This is a genomic window from Desulfobulbus propionicus DSM 2032, from assembly GCF_000186885.1.
In the GTDB taxonomy this organism is placed as follows: Bacteria; Desulfobacterota; Desulfobulbia; order Desulfobulbales; family Desulfobulbaceae; genus Desulfobulbus; species Desulfobulbus propionicus.
Window position 1 is genome coordinate 2,725,138 of sequence record NC_014972.1, and the last position, 17,977, is coordinate 2,743,114.

Consider the following 17,977-nt stretch of genomic DNA (forward strand, 5'->3'; position numbering starts at 1 on the left):
CCGTGCCCAACCGCGCCGGCTGGCCATTCCTGAAAAAAATTGACGAAGCAGGCCACCGGGTGTAATGAATCGACTTTATCATCGTACCGGAACAGTCGCGGCCTGATTGCCCGACATTCCCTCCTTTTTGTTTTTACCACGCTGGAGTTGCTCAATGGGACAGACCATCACTGAAAAAATCTTTGCCGCCCACCTGCGGGATACCCCGACACCGGGCAACATGGTGCTCGACATCGATGTCATCATGTGCCACGAAATCACCACCCCCATCGCCATCATGGATCTGATGGAAAAGGGGATGGATCGGGTCTGCGATCCCTCCCGGATCAAGGCGGTGATCGACCACGTCACCCCACCCAAGGACTCCAAGACCGCCACCCAGGCCAAGATCATGCGCGACTGGGCCCGACGGCACAACATCAAGGATTTCTTCGACATCGGCCGCAACGGCGTCTGCCATGCCCTCTTCCCGGAGAAGGGCTTCATCCGCCCCGGCAACACGGTGATCATGGGCGACTCGCACACCTGCACCCATGGGGCCTTCGGTGCCTTTGCCGCCGGCGTCGGCACCACCGACCTGGAAGTGGGCATCCTCAAGGGAGTCTGCGCCTTCCGCGCCCCCAAGTCGCTCAAGATCGAGGTGATCGGCACCCTACCCAAGGGCGTGGTGGCCAAGGACATCATCCTCAATATCATCAAGCAACTGACCGTGAACGGCGGCACCGACATGGTGATCGAGTTCTGTGGGCCGGTGATCGATGCCATGAGCATGGCCTCGCGCATGACCCTGTGCAACATGGCGGTCGAGGCCGGGGCCACCTCCGGCGTCTGTCAGCCCGACCTGGTCACCGCCCAATACCTGTGGCCGTTCATTCAAGATGAATATGCCAGCCCCGAGGCGGCGGCGCAGGACTTTGCCAAGTGGCGTTCCGATGCCGATGCCGTCTATGAGCGGGTTCTGACGGTTGACGTCTCCACCTTGGCACCGCAGGTCACCTACGGCTTCAAGCCGGATCTGGTCAAGGATGTGACCGAAATGGAAGGGACCAAGATCGATCAGGTCTACATCGGTTCCTGCACCAACGGCCGCATCGAGGATATCCGCGAGGCCGCCGCGATCATCAAGGGCAAGACCATCGCCGACAGCGTGCGCGGCATCCTGGTGCCGGCCACCCCGGCCATTTACTCCCAGGCCCTGGAGGAAGGGTTGATCAAGATTTTCATGGACAGCGGCTTCTGCGTGCTCAACCCCACCTGCGGCGCCTGTCTGGGCATGAGCAGCGGCGTTCTGGCCGATGGCGAGGTCTGTGCCTCGACCACCAACCGCAACTTCAACGGCCGCATGGGCAAGGGCGGCACGGTCCATCTGATGAGCCCGGCTAGCGCTGCCGCCGCTGCGGTCACCGGCACGATCACCGATCCCCGCCGTTTTTTGCATTGAGACTGACTGAACCCGAACAAGGAATCCCTATGAAACAGTTTGGCGGCCCCGCGGCCTTTATCGATAGAAGCGACATTAACACCGACGAAATCATCCCGGCCAAGTATCTGACCGAAATCACCAAAAAAGCCTTGGCTCCGCACCTACTGGAAGACCTCTACCTGGAAGGCCAGAAATTTGACCCGCATTCCCCGGAGATGCAGGAGGCGCGGGTGCTGATCACCCGTTCCAACTTCGGTTGCGGTTCCTCCCGCGAGCATGCGGTCTGGGCCCTGGAGGTCAACGACATCAACGTGGTCATCGGCGAGAGCTTTGCCCGGATCTTCCGTCAGAACATGTTCAACTGCGGCATCCTGGCGGTGGAACTGAGCAAGGACGATCTGGACCGCTTGTTTGCCCTCAAGGGCAAGGTGACGGTGGCGGTGGATCTGGAAGGGGAAAAACTGACCGCCACCAGTGGCGATGCCAAGGTTGAATGCGCTTTCAGCCTGAATCCGTTTGACAAGAAGCTGATCGGCGCCGGGGGGTGGCTGGCGTTCGCGGATGCGAATTATTGAGGTTTGATGATTTGTTGATGGTGGGCACAACTGCGTGCCCACCCTACCCGGCTCACCCAACGTGCTTTTCGCAGAAAACTGTAATGTCTACCGAGTATCCCTTTTCCTCTACCCAGATCGCTATGGCCTTGGCTACCCTACACCAAGAGGCTTCCAAGAAAACCGAAAATGGTTTCTTCATGCTCAAGGCCAATTACGAAGCCGACAACATGGAAATTAGCACCACCCGCCTAGGCCGGGCAGCAGGTTACACCAACTACAATACTGCCAACGAACAGTATGGCTCTTTTGCCCATCGCGTCTGTGACAAACTCGACTATACCCCGGACAAACGAGCTGATGGCAGTCCGATATGGACCTCGGTGCTTTGCGAGGAGAGTGCGGAAAAGGACCATCAGGGCCACTTTCAGTGGAAGCTTCGGCACCAAGTCGCCAAGGCCTTGGAATCCCTCGGTCTAGTCAAACCAATACCCCGGACTGACCTGCTTGATGACATCGCGATTAGAGAGAACGAATTGGCCAACTATTCAGCCAAAGACCGGGAGGCTATCGTCAAGGCCCGCATTGGTCAAGGGGAGTTCCGCAAGCGACTGATCCGCTTCTGGGGTGGCTGCGCCGTTACCAGCTGCGACTGCATGGAAATTCTGGTTGCCTCTCACATTAAGCCTTGGCGCGACTGTGTCGGCAAGGAGGCCATTGATCAAATGAACGGCTTGCTGCTCTTGCCCAATCTGGACCGAGCCTTTGACCGCGGTTTGATCAGCTTTACTGACGATGGCCAAATCCTCATGGCCCGGGCACTCACCGATAACCTCGCCAAAACCCTAGGGATTAACCAGGATATGCGGCTTCGGAAAATCTTGCACTATCACCATGTCTATCTAAAATATCATCGGCAACACATTTTCATGGAGAATTTATAAAAATCGGAAAACCTGGTAGGGTGGGCACGGTTGTATCGTGCCCACTAACACAATTGAAACCATAACACCCGCCCCCTCAAACAATCCCATGCCCAACTACCGCCGCGCCATTACCCCGGGCGGCACCTTTTTCTTCACCGTCGTCACCTATCGGCGCAGGTTGCTGTTCGATCATCCCGAAGCTCGGCGTATCCTGCGGCAAACGGTTCGGGAGGTCCAATCCAGATACCCTTTCATCATCGACGCCTGGGTGCTTCTTCCGGACCACCTGCACTGCATCTGGACCCTGCCGCCCGATGACGCCGACTTCTCCCTGCGCTGGAACCGGATCAAATCCACCTTTTCCAAACAGGCCAAGTCATTATTTCATAATGAACAATGGGTAAGCGATTCGCAACGCAAACACCGGGAATCCACCATCTGGCAGCGACGATTCTGGGAACATCGGATCAGAAATGAGGACGAATACCGGATAGGTACGGACTACATCCATTACAATCCGGTCAAGCATGGCTGGGCAAACCAGGTGGCGGACTGGCCATTTTCCACCTTCCATCGGTCTGTGCGGGCAGGGATTTATCCGGTTGATTTGGGGTGGGCAAAGGGATGAAGCTGCCCCGCGCGGGTTTGGTGAATAAATCACTTCTCGGTGGCCATGGTACAACTGTGCCCACCCTACTTACAATAACGGAAGATTAATCGCTATGATCCAACCTGAAATCGAAAAACACCTCCGCAACGATGCCTTTGCCCAATGGCTGGGCGCCACCATTGAAACCATCGAACCGGGCTACAGCCGGGTGTCACTGGTGGTGAGTGAATCGATGCTCAACTTCCACCGCATGACCCACGGCGGGTTGGTGTTTGCCCTGGGTGACATCGCCTTTGGCGCCGCCAGCAACTCGCACGGCCAGACCGCCCTGGCTCTCAATGTGGCCATCAACTTTGTCCGCGCCACTGGGGTGGGCGATCACCTGGTGGCCGAGGCCAAAGAGGTGCAACAGGGCGGAACCATCGCCCTGTACGATATCGTGGTCAGCGAACGGAACAGCGGCCAACTGGTTGCCAAGAGCCAGGCCACGGTGTACCGTAAACGGCAATCCTTTGTCTGAAAGACCTCACCGTCTAGGGCGACCGGCCTTTCCCGATCCAACCGTTCAACTTGTTCCGCCCGGCGCTGCCGAGCCATGAGGCGTACCATGGAAAACGCATTTTCCGACCGCATCACCGATGTCCCCAAGTCCTTCATTCGCGAGATCCTCAAAGTCACCATTGACTCCTCGATCATCTCCTTTGCCGGCGGCCTGCCCAACCGCACGTTCTTTCCGGTCAAGGGGCTGCAACAGGCGGCCCATGACGTCTTCGAGGAGGCGGGCAACGAGATCCTCCAATACTCGAACTCCGAGGGCTATCTCGGCCTGCGCCAGTTCATCGCCGACCGCTACCGCACCCAGCAGGGGCTGGAAATTCCGGTCGAGGACATCCTCATCACCACCGGTTCGCAGCAGGGGCTCGATCTGCTCGGCAAGACCTTCCTCAACGAAGGCGACGACCTGATCATCGAGGAACCGGGCTACCTTGGTGCCATCCAGGCCTTTGCCATGTACCGGCCCCGCTTCCACCCGGTGCCGGTGTTTGAGGGCGGCATGGACATCGACAAGTTGGCCCAGGTGCTCAGGGAGCGGCAGCCAAAGCTGCTCTACACGGTGACCAATTTCCAGAATCCGAGCGGCATCAGCTACAGCGATGACAACCGCAGGGCCGTGGCCGAGCTGGTGCAGGGCCGCTCCTGCCTGATCATCCAGGACGATCCCTATGGCGACCTGCGTTTCTCCGGCACGCCCAAAGTCTCGTTCAAGCGTCTTCTCTCCGCCAACACCGTGCTGCTCGGTTCATTCTCGAAAACCGTGGCCCCGGCCCTGCGTCTGGGCTGGCTGGTGGCGCCGCCGCCGATCATGGACAAGCTGGTGATCGCCAAACAGGCAGCGGACCTGCACACCGACTATCTGGCGCAGCGCATCCTCTACCGATTCCTCTGCGACAACGACATTGATGCCCATATCGCCACCATCATCCGCCAGTACGGCAAACAGAAGGAGGCGATGATCAGCGCGATCAAAGACTCCTTTCCCGCCGGGGTGCAGTCCACCAACCCGGAGGGCGGCATGTTTCTCTGGGTCACCCTGCCCGAAGGAATCTCGTCGATGGCCCTGTTCGAGGCGGCCATCAAGAAAAAGGTTGCCTTTGTGCCGGGAACCCCTTTCTATGTGGACCGCAAGGACAGCAATACCCTACGCCTGAACTTTTCCTGCTCGGATGAACCGACCATCGTCGAGGGGATCAAACGTTTGGGCCAATCCATCAAGGAACTTTTGTAAAAAAGAAAGGAGGCATCCATGTTCACCACCAAGAAAATAGCCTGCACCTGCACTGCCCTGGCCCTCTGTGCCGTGATGCTTTTCGGCTGCGGCGAGGATCAGGAGAAAAAAACGGAGAAAAAAGATGTAACCGTCCAACAGCAGCTGGGCAAGGACGCGGCGCAAAGCGTGCAACAACCGCTGGAAGACGCGCGCAAGGCAGCTGAGCAGGCAGGAGAAAAGGCCACGCAGGTGATCGACAGCGCTGCGGAAAAAACAAAGGAAGCGGTCAATGAGACCGTGAAGCAGGCCGATCAGGTGATCGAGGCTGCGGCCGAAAAGGCCAAAGAGGCTGCCCAGGAAACAGAGGGCAAAGAGAAGAAAAAGCTGGAAGGCTGCTAAGCGGCATAAAAAAAGGGATGCGTCCTGGACGCATCCCTGCACTGCACCCTGACGGCGAGCCGGTTCCCCGCCTCACCGTATCTTTTACAAACCAACCGCAGCCAATCCCTTGACCGCTTCTTCCTGCTCCGAGGACAGGGTTTTGGGAATACGGACCGCTATTTTCACCAACAGATCACCGCGATGGCCGATGGGGCCGGTGGGCAGGCCATGCCCCTTGATCCGCAGCTTGGCCTCCTGTTGCACGCCGGCCGGCACCTTGACGTTGAATTTCTTGCCGTCCAGGGTGGTCACCTCGATGGTGGTTCCCAGGCAGGCCTCGCTGAACGGAATGCGATGTTCGACCACCAGGTCTTCTTCAGCTCGCTGAAACACCGGATGCTCGGCCACATGCACCTTGAGGTACAGATCTCCGGCCGGGCCGCCCGACGAGGAGGGCGCCCCCTTGCCGGACAGCCGTAATCGCTTGCCGTCCTCAATCCCCTTGGGGATCTTGACCGAAACATTCTGGGGCTGCCCGCCCTGACGCAGACTGATGGTCTTTTCCGCCCCATGGAGCACATCCTCCAGGGTGACGGTCATCTCGTAGGTGAGGTCGCTGCCCTTGACCGGTTGCGGACCGCAACCGCCGCAACCGCCGCGCATCCCCCCCTGTCCGAACAGGTTGTCGAACGGCGAACCGCCGCCTGCGCCACGAAAGCCGCTGGTATGAAAGGCTCCGCCACCGCTGCGGAACCCGCCGCCAAAGCCAAACTGGCGGAGAATATCGTTGAGATCGAAATTGCGGAAGATGTCTTCCTGGGAATAGCGCTGCTTGAATCCGGTTGAACCGAAGGTGTCGTACTGCTGCCGTTTCTCCGGATCAGAGAGTACCGCATAGGCCTCGCTGATCTCCTTGAACTTTTCCTCGGCCTGCTTGTCGCCGGGGTTCTTGTCTGGATGGTATTTGAGGGCCAATTTGCGGTAGGCCTTTTTTATCTCGTCGGCGCTGGCTGTTTTTGCCACGCCAAGAATTTGATAATACTCCATAAAACGCTCTTCACACAATAAAGGTTGCTCTCAAATGGGCGGCTAGTGGAGGGTACTATAAGATCAAATGCGGCCTTGTCTATCGAACGGCCTCGGCCGCGGTCATTTTTCCGCAGGCAAGCCGGTGGCCGCGCCGATACGCTGGCCGCTGACAGCTGGGCCGGACACAGCGAATCGCCGTTTGAGTCGTTCAAGTATGGCCGCCCGGTGGTTGACCTGTTGGTTGAGGAGGATGACAAAGGGCTGGCCATCGGGCAGGTAGCCGGCCAGGTTATACACGCCGGTGAGGGTCCCGGTTTTGACCGCCGTCTCCCCTTCCCTGTTCAACAGTTCGCCGTGGGGCCGAAAATGGGCAAGCAGGCGCAGCATGGTGCGGGCGGTCATCCGGTTGTCCCTCGACAGGCCAGCCCCTTCGACCTGAACGATGGCCCCGGCGCTGGATGGCCCCAGTTGCCGCACCAGTTGCTGATGCACGGCCCGCTGGCCCGCGCTCCAGGTGGCCGGGTAGCCGAACCGCTGGGCGCCGCAGGCAAGAAACAGGAGGTTGGCCATGAAGTTGGACGAATACCCCAGGGTGGAGCGGCTGATGTCGGTGAGGGTCTGCCTGCTCAGGTGGGTCAGGATGAGTCGGGCCCCCTGCGCGGGCACTGTGCGGAGACCGCCGAGGCTGTCCACGGGAATGCCTTCCTGGCGCAACAGGGCTTGGAACAATTCACCGGAGTATTGAGCCGTGCGGCGATCAGGCTCGCACCCCTGGGCGCAGATGTTGACCCGATAGCGACCGGGCGGCCGGTTTGCTCCCAGCGCACGCATGATCGCCAGGGTCGGGGTCTGGGATTCGCCGGAGACAATCCGTCCCGCCTTGTCCTTGACAAACGGCACCGCGTTGAAATTGACCGCCAGCGGCCCGACCGGGGCATCGTAGGGGTTGTCGCTATCCTCCTGCCCAGGCACTTGGGTCTCCAAGGCAAAAGCCGAAGCATCGATGAACAGGGTCCGCACCCGCTGCAGGCCTTGCTGGCGCAATTGGGCGGCAATGACCGTGATTTCTTCGGACACCAGGGTGGGATCACCGAACCCCTTGAGAAACAGGTTGTGCTGATCATCGAGGTGCACTTCGGTGCGAAAGCGGTAATCGGGTCCGAGGAGGGACAGGGCGGCCGAGACGGTGGCGATTTTGAGCACACTGGCCGGTACCAGCGGCTGATCGAGATTGCAGGAATCGACAATGCGGCCGCTGGCGTCGGCCACGCCATAGGCGCCCTGGGCGACCAGATCGGCCATGGCCGCGCAGGTGGCGGCGTGCCCCGCCCGCCCGCCGGCCAACAGGAGGACGACGAGCAGCAACAATGGGGGGAGAATGCGGCACATTCTCCCCCCCTGCACTGCCTCTAACGTGTGAGATTCAGCCAATCTTGGGCAGCCGGGCCAGAGCGGCCTCGATCTGTTCCTGCGGATAGGCGTAATCGCTGAGTTTACCGGTCAGATAGTTGTCGTAGGACGGCATGTCGATCACGCCGGTGCCGGACAGGTTGAAAAGGATGGTCTTCGGTTCGTTGGGATCCTTCATCGCCTCGATGATCGCCCCGCGGATGGCATGGTTGCTCTCGGGCGCCGGGATGATGCCCTCCGTGCGGGCAAAGAGAATACCGGCCTCGAAGCACTCCAGCTGATGCACGGCCTTGGGAATGACGATCCCCTCGCGGACCAGGGCGGAAACGATCGGCGCCATGCCGTGGTAACGGAGGCCGCCGGCATGGATACCCGGCGGCACGAAGTTGTGCCCGAGAGTGTACATATAGAGCAACGGCGTCATCATGGCCACATCGCCGGAGTCGTAGGCCAGCTTGCCGCCGGTCATCGACGGGCAGGAGGCCGGCTCGTACCCGTGGAACTCGATCTTTTTCCCCTCGAGGTAATCGGGCACGAACGGCGCCACCAAACCGGCGAAATTCGAGCCGCCACCACAACAGCCTATGACCACGTCGGGAAACTCGCCAGCGATCTCCATCTGCCTCTTGGCCTCCAGGCCGACGATCGACTGGTGCAGCACTACATGGTTGAGCACCGAGCCCAAGGCGTAGTTGGTGTCGCTGCGGCTGGAAGCGTCCTCAAGAGCTTCGGAGATGGCCATGCCCAGCGAGCCCGGGGTGTCCGGATCGCTGGTCAGGATCTCGCGGCCGGTTTTGGTGTCCATGCTCGGGCTGGCCACCACCTCGCCGCCGTAGGCCTGCATGATGAATTTGCGGTAGGGTTTCTGGTCATAGGAAACCCGCACCATGTACACCTTGCACTCCATGCCGAATTTGGAAGTGGCGAGCGACAGCGCAGACCCCCACTGGCCGGCGCCGGTTTCCGTGGTCAGTCGCTTGACGCCTTCCCGCTTGTTGTAGTAGGCCTGGGCCACGGCGGAATTGGGTTTGTGACTGCCCACCGGACTGACGCTTTCGTTCTTGAAAAAGATCTTGGCCTTGGTGCCGAGGGCTTCCTCCAGTTTGGTGGCGCGAACCAGGGGCGAGGGGCGCCAGATCTTGTAGACCTCCAGAACCTCCTGCGGAATGTCGATGAACCGCTCCTGGCTCATTTCCTGTTCCAAAAGGCTCATGGGAAACACGGTGGCCAGCTTTTCCGGGCCGATAGGCTGGAGGGTCTCGGGGTCCAGGGGAGGCAGCAGGCCGTTGGGGATGTCAGGGACCACATTGTACCATCTGGTCGGCATCTCGTCTTCGCGCAGCACAATCTTCTTCATATTTTCTCCTTCGTTAATGGCAGATGGTTAAAGGAAATCCCACGTCTGATTCGGGCAAACGCCGACTCCCTTGCAATCGTTGGCATCAGCTCGCTGCGGCCGCTCTTCCGCCGCGCGCGCATCAGTGGGCTGTATCTACCGTACTCCTGCAAAATTCTCAAGATGGAGCGACCATTTCCTGGACCCCGGTCTTGATTATCCGTGCCAACAAGGCCTCACGCGCGGGCAAGCCGAGCACCTTTTCTAACACCTCGCGGGGATTGGTTCCCGGCTGGCCCTGATGACCGAGCAGGTCGAGCCGCAGGGTTGCGTCGGTCAATTCCAGGCGCGCGACCAGAGGGCGCAGGTCCAGCTCCTTGTGCCGGTTCTTGCGGAAGCGATCGATGACAAAGGTGTTCCGACCGAGAAAATCGGCCATTCGCTGGCCGAGGTCGGCCGGCCATAGCTGGGTTTGGATGGTGTAGCTGGTGATGCTGCATGCGGCCACACCACGGGGCGCCAGGCTAATGCCGGTCACTCGGATGGTTTCGGGGAGCTGACTGTTGAGCAAGGCCACGGTATCGTCCATCGAGGCCAGCGGTTGGGATAGGTCCATGTCAAAGAATTCGGCCAGACTCTCCACCCCGACCGGCAGGGCCTGGCTGAACGAAACCCGGGGCGTGGGGTTGAAACCGCTGGAAAACAGCAGCGGCAATCCGGCCCGCTGCAGGGTGCGAAACACCAATTGTAAAAGTTCCAGGTGGCCGTAAAAGCGGCTGTCGCCCAGACGTGCATAGGAGACCCGGTAGCTGTACCCTTGCGGCGGTTGCCTGTTTTCCTGCCTCACGGATGGCACGGCAGGGGCAGGCTCGCGGGCCGGCCGGGAATGCACCACCGGACGCACGGTTTTGAAATCACACAGACCGCAGCCCTGGCAGCCCTGATTGCGGCAATCCGGGGTATACTCGCGGCGCAGAGCCTTGGTGTATTCGCTTTCAAGGAAGGAACGGTCCACCCCGCTGTGCAGGTGCTCCCAGGGCAGGGTTTCGGTCAACTCCCGCCGACGCAGATACTCGTCGAGCTCAAGGCCGCATTTGGCGGCAGCCTGCTGCCACCGTTCAAGGTTGAAATGTTCGGACCAGCTGTCCAGGCGGGCGCCATCCAGCCAAGCGGTTTCCAGCAGCAGTGACAGCCTGCGGTCCCCACGGGCAAACACGCCTTCGAGAAAGGATTGCTCCGGATCGTGCCATTTGAGTTTGTATCCCTGGCGGGGCAGCAACTGCTTGAGGCGGTTGATCCGTTGCTTGGATTCTTCGAGGCTCAGCTGCCCCTCCCATTGGAAGGGCGTATGCGGCTTGGGCACGAAGGTGGCCACGCCGAGATTGACCTGGACCGGCCGTCCCTTGCCCTGACCGACCTGGGCGCGGGCCTTTTTCGCCAAGGCAATGATCCCGTCGACATCGTCCTCGGTTTCGGTGGGCAACCCGACCATGAAATAGAGTTTGATCAGCTTCCAGCCCAGCGCAAAGGCGTCGCGACAGGTGGCCAACAGATCCTGTTCGCTGATGCCCTTGTTGATCACCTCACGCAGCCGGTCGGTGCCCGCCTCCGGGGCCACGGTGAAACCGGTTTTTCTGACACGTTTGATCTGTTCCATGATTTCTGGCGTCAAAGTTCCGACTCGCATCGACGGCATGGACACCGACACGAAATCGTCGGCAAAACGGTCCATGAGCGCTCCCATTAGTTCCGCCAAACAGGAGAAGTCTCCGGTGGACAGGCTAAGCAGGGCCAGTTCCTCAAACCCGGAGTGGGCGATTCCCTGGTTGGCCAGTTCCATGATCTCTTCCAGGGTCCGTTCGCGCACCGGGCGGTAGGTCATGCCGGCTTGGCAGAAACGGCAGCCACGGGTGCAGCCGCGGGCGATCTCCACTCCCAGCCGGTCGTGCACCGGATTGACCACCGGCACCAGGGGACGATGCAGATACGGGGCGCTCCCCATTCGGGGCAGCACCCGTTTGCGGACCAGCGGATACTGGGGTTGCAGGGCGTCGATGCGGGTCAACCGGCCATGCTGGTATTGGGGGGCAAAAAAGGCAGGCACATAGACCCCGGCGATTCGGGCCAACTGGTCAAGCACCGTTGTCCGCGCCCACCGCTCGTTTTTGGCGCGCAGCAGCAACTCACCGATTTCCACGATGATCTCTTCGCCGTCGCCAAGAACAATGGCATCGAAAAATTCGGCCACCGGTTCGGGATTGAGCGAACAGGGACCGCCGCCGAGCACCAGGGGATGGGCCTCGGTGCGCATGGCGGCCCGCAGGGGCAGGCCGGCCAGATCAAGCACGGTCAGAATGTTGGTATAGCAGAGCTCATAGGGCAGAGTGATCCCGAGGACGTCATAGCGGGACAGCGGAGCTTTGGCTTCCAGGGAAAAGAGCTCCATCCCCTGGGCGCGCAGTTCCTTTTCCATGTCCACATCGGGCACATAGGCGCGATGGGCGATGAACCGTTCATCGCCATTGAGAATGTGATAGAGAATCTGTAGGCCCTGGTGGGACATGCCGATTTCATAGAGATCGGGAAAGATCAGGCAAACATTCAGGCAAGCGGCATCAAGGCGGCCGTTGACCGCATGCAGCTCGCCGCCGACATATTGACCCGGTTTGCGTACCAGGGGAAGGATTCGATCAAGATCGATGGAAGCGGATACAACCATTTGTTTTCTGTACGTTAAAAGAGAAAAAAAGAGGAAAAAGGTTGATAATCAGTTACAAAGACATGATTTTTGACTGATTATCCATCTCGGACCGCAGCCAGGCCGGAGGTGGCTCCACGACAGGGGGCCGCATGGTGCCAGTCAAGAAAATGACAAAACAGGCACTTAAATTGCTTATAGCATTTCAGCCCCTGACGGGCCGTTGTCACGCTTCTCCCTCTCACCGAACCGCCGGAAAGAACCATGAAAAAAAATATTGTTGCCCGTGCCGCGCACACGCTGTTTGTCTTCCTGTTCACCGTTGGACTGGCCATGGCCGAGGATGCCCCGCAGCTGCAGAAGCTCAAGCATTCGGTGCTTTCTCCGTCAAGCGAACAGGTGGTGCTGCAACTCAACGGCTCCTATAGCCCAAATGTCTTTACTTTGAAAGGCGAAACGCCCCGGGTGATTTTTGATTTTGCCGACATGACCCATTCCCGGGAGGTGAAAAGCATCACCACCAAGGGGGCGATCGTCAAACGGGTGCGGGTGGGCATGCACGGCGATGAGACCCCCAAGACGCGCATCGTCTTTGATGTCGCCACCTTGAAGGATGTCACCTACACCCAGTCCTTTGACGAGGCGACCTCGACCCTGACCATCCATTTCACCCGCCCGGCAAAGACGATTGACAGCAAGAAAACCGTGGCCCAGCGGAACGAGGACAAGCCGGCCGCTGAACCAGCAACCACCACGGCCGAGCCCGCCGCCAGCGGCCAACCGCCGGCAACGGTTGACACAGCGGTGTCCGGGCCGTCACCTCGCACACCGGCCAGCACCGAGGGGCCAGCGCCAAAGGCGGCGGAACAGGTCGCCCAGCCTTCTCGACCATCCGAGCAGACCACTCAGCAGCAATCGGCCAGCAGCCCATCCCAAGGTGAGGCCCCGGCAGCGCAGACAGTTGGCGCCGAGCCGGTCGCCTCACCAGCCCCTTCCAAGGACCAGCCATCTCCCGCACCGGCCAAGGAGACTCCTCCCGCGACGGAGGCGGCAGCGCAAAAGCCGGTCGAACAATCGCAAGCCGCCGTTCCGGCACCGCCGCAAACAGCCACGGCCCCACCAGCGGCCGCCCCCACACAGCCTGCGGCCAAGGACGACGCCACGAAAACGTCCGTCCCAGGGAAAGAGGCACAAAAACAGGAGGAAAGCGCGGCGAAAAAAGAACAGCCCGTCGAGACGACGCCTATCACGGCACAGCCGGCCGTCAAGCCCGAAGCGGAACACGCTGCTGCTCCGGCACAAACCGAGGAACCGCCCCGGCTGGAGTATGTCAAGTTTGACGCCACCTCACCCAAAGGCGAGATGGTGCTGTTCAAACTGAACGGTTTTCATCCCCCCGCCGTGCATGGGGTTGAAGAGGGTATCCCCAGGGTCATTTGCGATTTCAACAACACCAAGCTGATCGACTCGGGAAAAGGGAAAAACACCATCAAGACAAACGGTAAGTTTGTCAAGGTCATCCGGACGTCCACAACCAAGAAGCCGGAAAAAGTACGGGTGGTGATTGATCTGGAACCCAACCGCAGCTACGATCTGCAACAGGTGTTCTTCAAGGAGGACAACCTGTTCGTGATCATTGTCAACACCATGAAAAAATAAGGCTCAATCAACCTGTTCAATCGTGAAATGCGGCGGCGGATCAAGACGAAAGGTCGCCGCCTCCAGAAGGGTGTGCGAATAGACTCGTTCCACCTGGATGGTCAGGGTGCCGGTGATTGCCTCCCCGCTGATGCGCACGGTTCCGGGCCAGCGGTAGCCGCTTTGCGCCTCTCTGGTCGAGTCGGCGTAGCGCAGTTCCAGAAGTTCCTCTCCCTGTGGGTCCATCAACAGGTGACAGCGCATCTCGCCGCTTTGCCTCGCCAGCAGGACATGATGGCGCATCGCCCGGTCGTCCTGCCAAGTGTACCAAAAATCCTCACCGGAGGCGTCTTGCGCGGGCGCGGCGTTTTTGCCCTGCCCCGCGTTGACAAAGCCGCCAAGCAAGGCGAACAGATCCGCCGGGGCCACGGCTTCGGGCACGTACTCCTGCCAAAATTTTGAATCGGTTCGTCCCCGGTACGCGTGACCGATCCGGCTGTCCACCATGGTGAAGGTGGTGCCGTCGGAAACGGCGAGCAACAACGACCGCCCCAAGGGATCGCTGGCGGCAAAGCGAAGCAGCGCCGGTTGCTGCACTTGCAGGCTCGCCGCAATGGCGCCCTTGCTGCCGAGCACATCCCAACTTAGCCGAATATCGGCATCAACGGCCGACGGTCGTTTGCTTTCAAGGAAGGCCGACCACAGGGTCGTGGCCTCCTGCTCCCGCTCAGGCGACAAGGGCAGGGTCTGGGGCAATTTGCCGGCACAGCCGGCAAGCAGGAGCAGGCAACAGCACAGCCCCCAGCGGAGATAGTTGTCAACATGCACCGGCATCAAGGTGTTCCCTGTTTCCCCAGGATGCGGATCTTCTCCTGGATACGCTTCTTTTCCTGTTGGTCTGTCGAGTGTTTCACGGCCTTTTTATAGGTCTGCAACGCCTCCCGTACCCGGCCGCTTTCCAGGTAGACGTCACCGAGGTGCTCAAGAATGGCGGCATCGTTCGGAGAAAGTCGGACGGCAGCCTCCAGCTCTTTGATCGCCTGATCGAGCCGGCCGAGCCGGTAGTACACCCAGCCCAGACTGTCCCGGATATATCCGTTGTCCGGTTTGAGCTCAATCGCCCGCTGGATATAGTCCAGGGCCTGATCCAGATTGACCTGCTTGTCGGCCCAGCTGTAGCCGACGAAATTCAGGGCCGCGGCGTTGTCCGGCTTGATTTCGATGATTTTCTGCATGATCGCCAGGGCACCGGCATGATCGCCCTCTTCTTCCAGCAGCAAACCGTATTCGTACAGCAGATTTTCGTCATTGGGAAACCCCTCGATGCCTTCGAGCAGCACCTGTTTGCTCAGATCATCGCGGCCCAGATCCTGATAGAGGGCCGCGAGCAGGATGTACATCTCGGCATTGCGGGTGTCGGCGGCAGCGATATGCTCTTCGAGCAGCTGCTTGGCTTCCGCCAGCTTGTTTTGTTCACGCAGTATGCGCACCTGGAGAAACAGGGCATCGAGGTATTCAGGCGCCTCGCGGTCGATCTGCCGGACCTGCCGCAATGCCCGGCCATATTTTTCCTGTTGGACAAACAGCACGGCCAGAAAATATCTGGCCTCGGACAGATTCTCCTTGTGCAAGATCTTCTCGACGATCGCCACCGCCTTGTCATATTTTTTCTGCTTGGCATACAGACGGGCGATGGTCAGATCGACCCGCTGGGGCTGCTCGGCATAGGATTTCAGCCGGTTGAGTTCCTCCAGGGCCTGATCGTCCTTTTTTTGCAACAGATACACATGAATCAGGGCAACGCGGGCCCCTTCGTTCTGTTCGTCCCGCTCGATAATGTCCCGATACAGGCGCACAGCCTCGTCATGCTGGCCCGCTTTGACATACAGCTCGCCCAGCTCCATCTGCAATTCGCTTGACCAGTTCCGCTCCAGGGCCTTTGTGTAATGCTCGATCGCTTCTTCGGGGAGTGCCTGTAGTTGGCAGAGGCGTGCCATGAGCACATGGGCAAGATAGGCGGCCGGATCTTGGGCAAGAATCCGCTCCAAAAGCGGCCGCGCCCGTTCCGGCTGATTGGCGTTCAGGTACATTTCCGCCAGCAACAGCAGAATGGCCGGGTCGTCGGGATGCCGATCACTGATCAGCTGGTACTGGCGCATGGCCTCGGCGTTCTTTTTCTGACGGAGGAGAACCTTGGCGTACAGCATGCGCATCCCGGTCTTGTCGGGATGTTTTTCCAAGTAGTTGTGCAGCCAGGTCGCCGCCTCGTCGGTCCGATCCAGGCGCAGGAGGAGAATCGGCACCTTTTCGCTGATGTAATCGGCCTGCTCGTCACAAATTAGCGCCTTTTGGTAAAATTCCAACGCCTCCTCGAAACGGAGCATTAACTCGGCGTGCCGTCCCCAGAGAAAATGAAAGGTGGAACACGCTCGATCAGAGCCGTTCTCGCTCAGGGTCGAGACCTGTTCCACCTTGCCCTCGACGGCCACCTCGGTCTTTGCCTGACAACCGCCGAGGAGCAGAGAGGCGATAACAACGGCCAATAGTCGACAGGGATGGGCAGGGGTCAGCGGGGGCATTGCGTACCTTTTTGTGCAAGCAGTTGCGCAACCGCCTCGCGGATGGAGGCATGCACCTCGGCAACCGTTCGGGCGGCATGGATGCGTACTATACAATCATGGGTAAAGGATGCAAAGAGCGCCGCCACTTTTTCCAACTGTTCCTGCTGCTCGAAATCGTTGAGCATCTCGCCTCGCAGTTCCCTGATCCGGGTAACGCTCTCTGAGGGGGTTTGCGTCAGCAGCAGCACCAGATCCGGTTCCGGAGCAAAGCCGTGGCGGGCAAAAATGGCCGCCGGATCGCACCCGGCCGCGCCCTGATAGGCCGCGGTGGAAAAATAATAGCGATCGGTGAGCACGATCGCTCCGCGGGCCAGGGCTGGTTTGATGCACTGCTCCACATGCTGGCGCCGATCGAGCAGGAACAGCTCCAGCTCCTGTTCGGGCGAAGCCTGATGCCGATTGCGATACAGGAGGCGAATTTGTTGTCCATACGGCCCATCGGTGGGCTCCCGGGTCTCAACCACCGTGTAACCTTGTCCTCGCAGGTAGGCGGCCAACAGGGGCAGCTGGGTTGATTTGCCGGTCCCGTCGATGCCCTCAAAGGCGATCAGGATGCCGCCGCTCATGCTGCCCTGCCTCGCCGGTTGGCGACAATGGTCTGGGCCAGGGCCAGGGCGGCCGCCAGGCTGGTTGGATCGGCCATGTTGCGGCCGGCGATGTCGTAGGCCGTTCCGTGATCAACCGAGGTCCGGACAATCGGCAGGCCAAGGGTGACGTTGACCCCGTCGGCAAAGTGAAGCAGCTTGAAGGGAATCAGTCCCTGGTCGTGGTACATGGCGATCACCGCATCGAACCGACCGCTGGCCGCCTTGTGGAAGATCGTATCCGGCGGCCAGGGGCCACTGACCTCGCCGCTGTCCTGGCATTGCGCCACTGCCGGGGCAATCAGCCGCGCTTCCTCATCGCCAAACAGCCCTTGTTCGCTGCCATGGGGATTGAAGCCGGCGACCGCGATTCTGGGGTTGGCGATGGCAAAATCACGTCGTAAGCATTCCCGGGTCATTCGGATACAGTCGGCGATCTCCTTGTAGGTGAGCAGGCCGGGCACCTCACGCAGGGCCACATGGATGGTCACCAGCACAACCTTCAACCGGGGGCCGGCCATCATCATCCGCACCTTGGCGGTACTGGTCAGGGCCGCCAGCATCTCGGTATGGCCGGGGTAGGGATAACCGGCTTGCTGCAAACTCTGCTTGCTGATCGGGCAGGTGACGAGGGCGCTGCAATGACCGTCGGCAATCAGGCGGACCGCTTCTTCGATGTATCGCCCCATGGCCTGGCCGGTAGCCGCATCCGGCCTACCCCACTCGATCGGCGTGGAGAGCGGCGCCCCCACTTGAAGGACCGGCAAGGTTTGCGGGTCGATCGCTTCGCCGGGCCGCCAGCGCACAATGGTCAACGGCATGCCCAGCTGTTCGGCAGCCTGACGGAGCACGCCCAGATCTCCGACCACCACGCCGCGTCCGGCGGCCGGCCGATCGGCGAGGTGAAAGAGACGACAGAGAATCTCCGGTCCGATACCCGCCGGGCATCCCATGGTGATGGCCACGGGGGATGAAATACTCGTGGTTGCTGAAGGCATG

Annotated in this window: 16 protein-coding genes; 8 read left to right on the forward strand and 8 right to left on the reverse strand. The window is 60.0% G+C overall.

Annotated features, from left to right (window positions below; genetic code table 11):
• Positions 1–154 precede the first annotated feature (154 nt).
• The 7 genes from DESPR_RS11855 (at position 155) to DESPR_RS11885 (ending at position 5,680) form a co-directional block, all read left to right on the forward strand.
• Positions 155–1,441, forward strand: coding sequence for a 3-isopropylmalate dehydratase large subunit (locus tag DESPR_RS11855; protein ID WP_015725045.1), 1,287 nt, complete (start codon positions 155–157; stop codon positions 1,439–1,441).
• A gap of 29 nt (positions 1,442–1,470) precedes the next feature.
• Positions 1,471–1,998 (forward strand): 3-isopropylmalate dehydratase small subunit, encoded by a 528-nt coding sequence (locus DESPR_RS11860; RefSeq protein WP_015725046.1) that lies wholly within the window; start codon positions 1,471–1,473, stop codon positions 1,996–1,998.
• Positions 1,999–2,081: 83 nt separating this feature from the next.
• The gene (locus DESPR_RS17405; RefSeq protein WP_015725047.1) at positions 2,082–2,921 is read left to right on the forward strand and encodes an HNH endonuclease; all 840 of its coding nucleotides are present in this window, start codon (positions 2,082–2,084) and stop codon (positions 2,919–2,921) included.
• Between the two features lie 88 nt (positions 2,922–3,009).
• Complete coding sequence (locus tag DESPR_RS11870) at positions 3,010–3,531, forward strand: REP-associated tyrosine transposase (protein ID WP_015725048.1); 522 nt, start codon at positions 3,010–3,012, stop codon at positions 3,529–3,531.
• Positions 3,532–3,625: 94 nt separating this feature from the next.
• Entirely contained in the window at positions 3,626–4,033 is a 408-nt protein-coding gene (locus DESPR_RS11875; RefSeq protein ID WP_015725049.1) for a PaaI family thioesterase, read from the forward strand.
• An 87-nt stretch (positions 4,034–4,120) separates the two neighbouring features.
• On the forward strand, positions 4,121–5,299 hold the full coding sequence (locus DESPR_RS11880; protein ID WP_015725050.1) for an aminotransferase-like domain-containing protein: 1,179 nt from the start codon (positions 4,121–4,123) through the stop codon (positions 5,297–5,299).
• Between the two features lie 18 nt (positions 5,300–5,317).
• Positions 5,318–5,680, forward strand: coding sequence for a hypothetical protein (locus DESPR_RS11885; RefSeq protein WP_015725051.1), 363 nt, complete (start codon positions 5,318–5,320; stop codon positions 5,678–5,680).
• A gap of 84 nt (positions 5,681–5,764) precedes the next feature.
• On the opposite strand, the gene DESPR_RS11890 is transcribed toward DESPR_RS11885, so the two are convergent.
• From DESPR_RS11890 to DESPR_RS11905, 4 genes are all read right to left on the reverse strand, one after another.
• Complete coding sequence (locus DESPR_RS11890; protein ID WP_015725052.1) at positions 5,765–6,709, reverse strand: DnaJ C-terminal domain-containing protein; 945 nt, start codon at positions 6,707–6,709, stop codon at positions 5,765–5,767.
• Positions 6,710–6,811: 102 nt separating this feature from the next.
• Positions 6,812–8,080 carry a D-alanyl-D-alanine carboxypeptidase/D-alanyl-D-alanine-endopeptidase gene (locus DESPR_RS11895; protein WP_015725053.1) on the reverse strand — a complete coding sequence of 423 codons (1,269 nt, stop codon included), beginning with the start codon at positions 8,078–8,080 and terminating at the stop codon, positions 6,812–6,814.
• A 34-nt stretch (positions 8,081–8,114) separates the two neighbouring features.
• Positions 8,115–9,458: a TrpB-like pyridoxal phosphate-dependent enzyme gene (locus DESPR_RS11900; RefSeq protein WP_015725054.1), complete on the reverse strand. Its 1,344-nt coding sequence runs from the start codon at positions 9,456–9,458 to the stop codon at positions 8,115–8,117.
• A 157-nt stretch (positions 9,459–9,615) separates the two neighbouring features.
• Positions 9,616–12,156, reverse strand: a complete 2,541-nt coding sequence (locus DESPR_RS11905; RefSeq protein WP_015725055.1) for a TIGR03960 family B12-binding radical SAM protein — start codon at positions 12,154–12,156, stop codon at positions 9,616–9,618.
• Positions 12,157–12,399: 243 nt separating this feature from the next.
• Here DESPR_RS11905 and DESPR_RS11910 point away from each other — a divergent pair, with 243 nt between their 5' ends.
• Positions 12,400–13,794 carry an AMIN domain-containing protein gene (locus tag DESPR_RS11910; RefSeq protein ID WP_015725056.1) on the forward strand — a complete coding sequence of 465 codons (1,395 nt, stop codon included), beginning with the start codon at positions 12,400–12,402 and terminating at the stop codon, positions 13,792–13,794.
• Between the two features lie 3 nt (positions 13,795–13,797).
• Here DESPR_RS11910 and DESPR_RS11915 read toward each other — a convergent pair whose 3' ends face one another.
• The 4 genes from DESPR_RS11915 to pdxA are packed head-to-tail and all read right to left on the reverse strand — an operon-like array spanning position 13,798 to position 17,976.
• Positions 13,798–14,607, reverse strand: a complete 810-nt coding sequence (locus DESPR_RS11915; RefSeq protein WP_015725057.1) for a hypothetical protein — start codon at positions 14,605–14,607, stop codon at positions 13,798–13,800.
• Entirely contained in the window at positions 14,607–16,352 is a 1,746-nt protein-coding gene (locus DESPR_RS11920) for a tetratricopeptide repeat protein (protein WP_015725058.1), read from the reverse strand. Before DESPR_RS11920 ends, DESPR_RS11915 begins: the two co-directional genes overlap by 1 nt.
• Positions 16,340–16,960 (reverse strand): dTMP kinase, encoded by a 621-nt coding sequence (gene tmk / locus DESPR_RS11925; protein WP_015725059.1) that lies wholly within the window; start codon positions 16,958–16,960, stop codon positions 16,340–16,342. Before tmk ends, DESPR_RS11920 begins: the two co-directional genes overlap by 13 nt.
• Positions 16,957–17,976, reverse strand: a complete 1,020-nt coding sequence (gene pdxA, locus DESPR_RS11930) for a 4-hydroxythreonine-4-phosphate dehydrogenase PdxA (protein WP_015725060.1) — start codon at positions 17,974–17,976, stop codon at positions 16,957–16,959. Before pdxA ends, tmk begins: the two co-directional genes overlap by 4 nt.
• Between the last annotated feature and the right edge of the window lies 1 nt (position 17,977).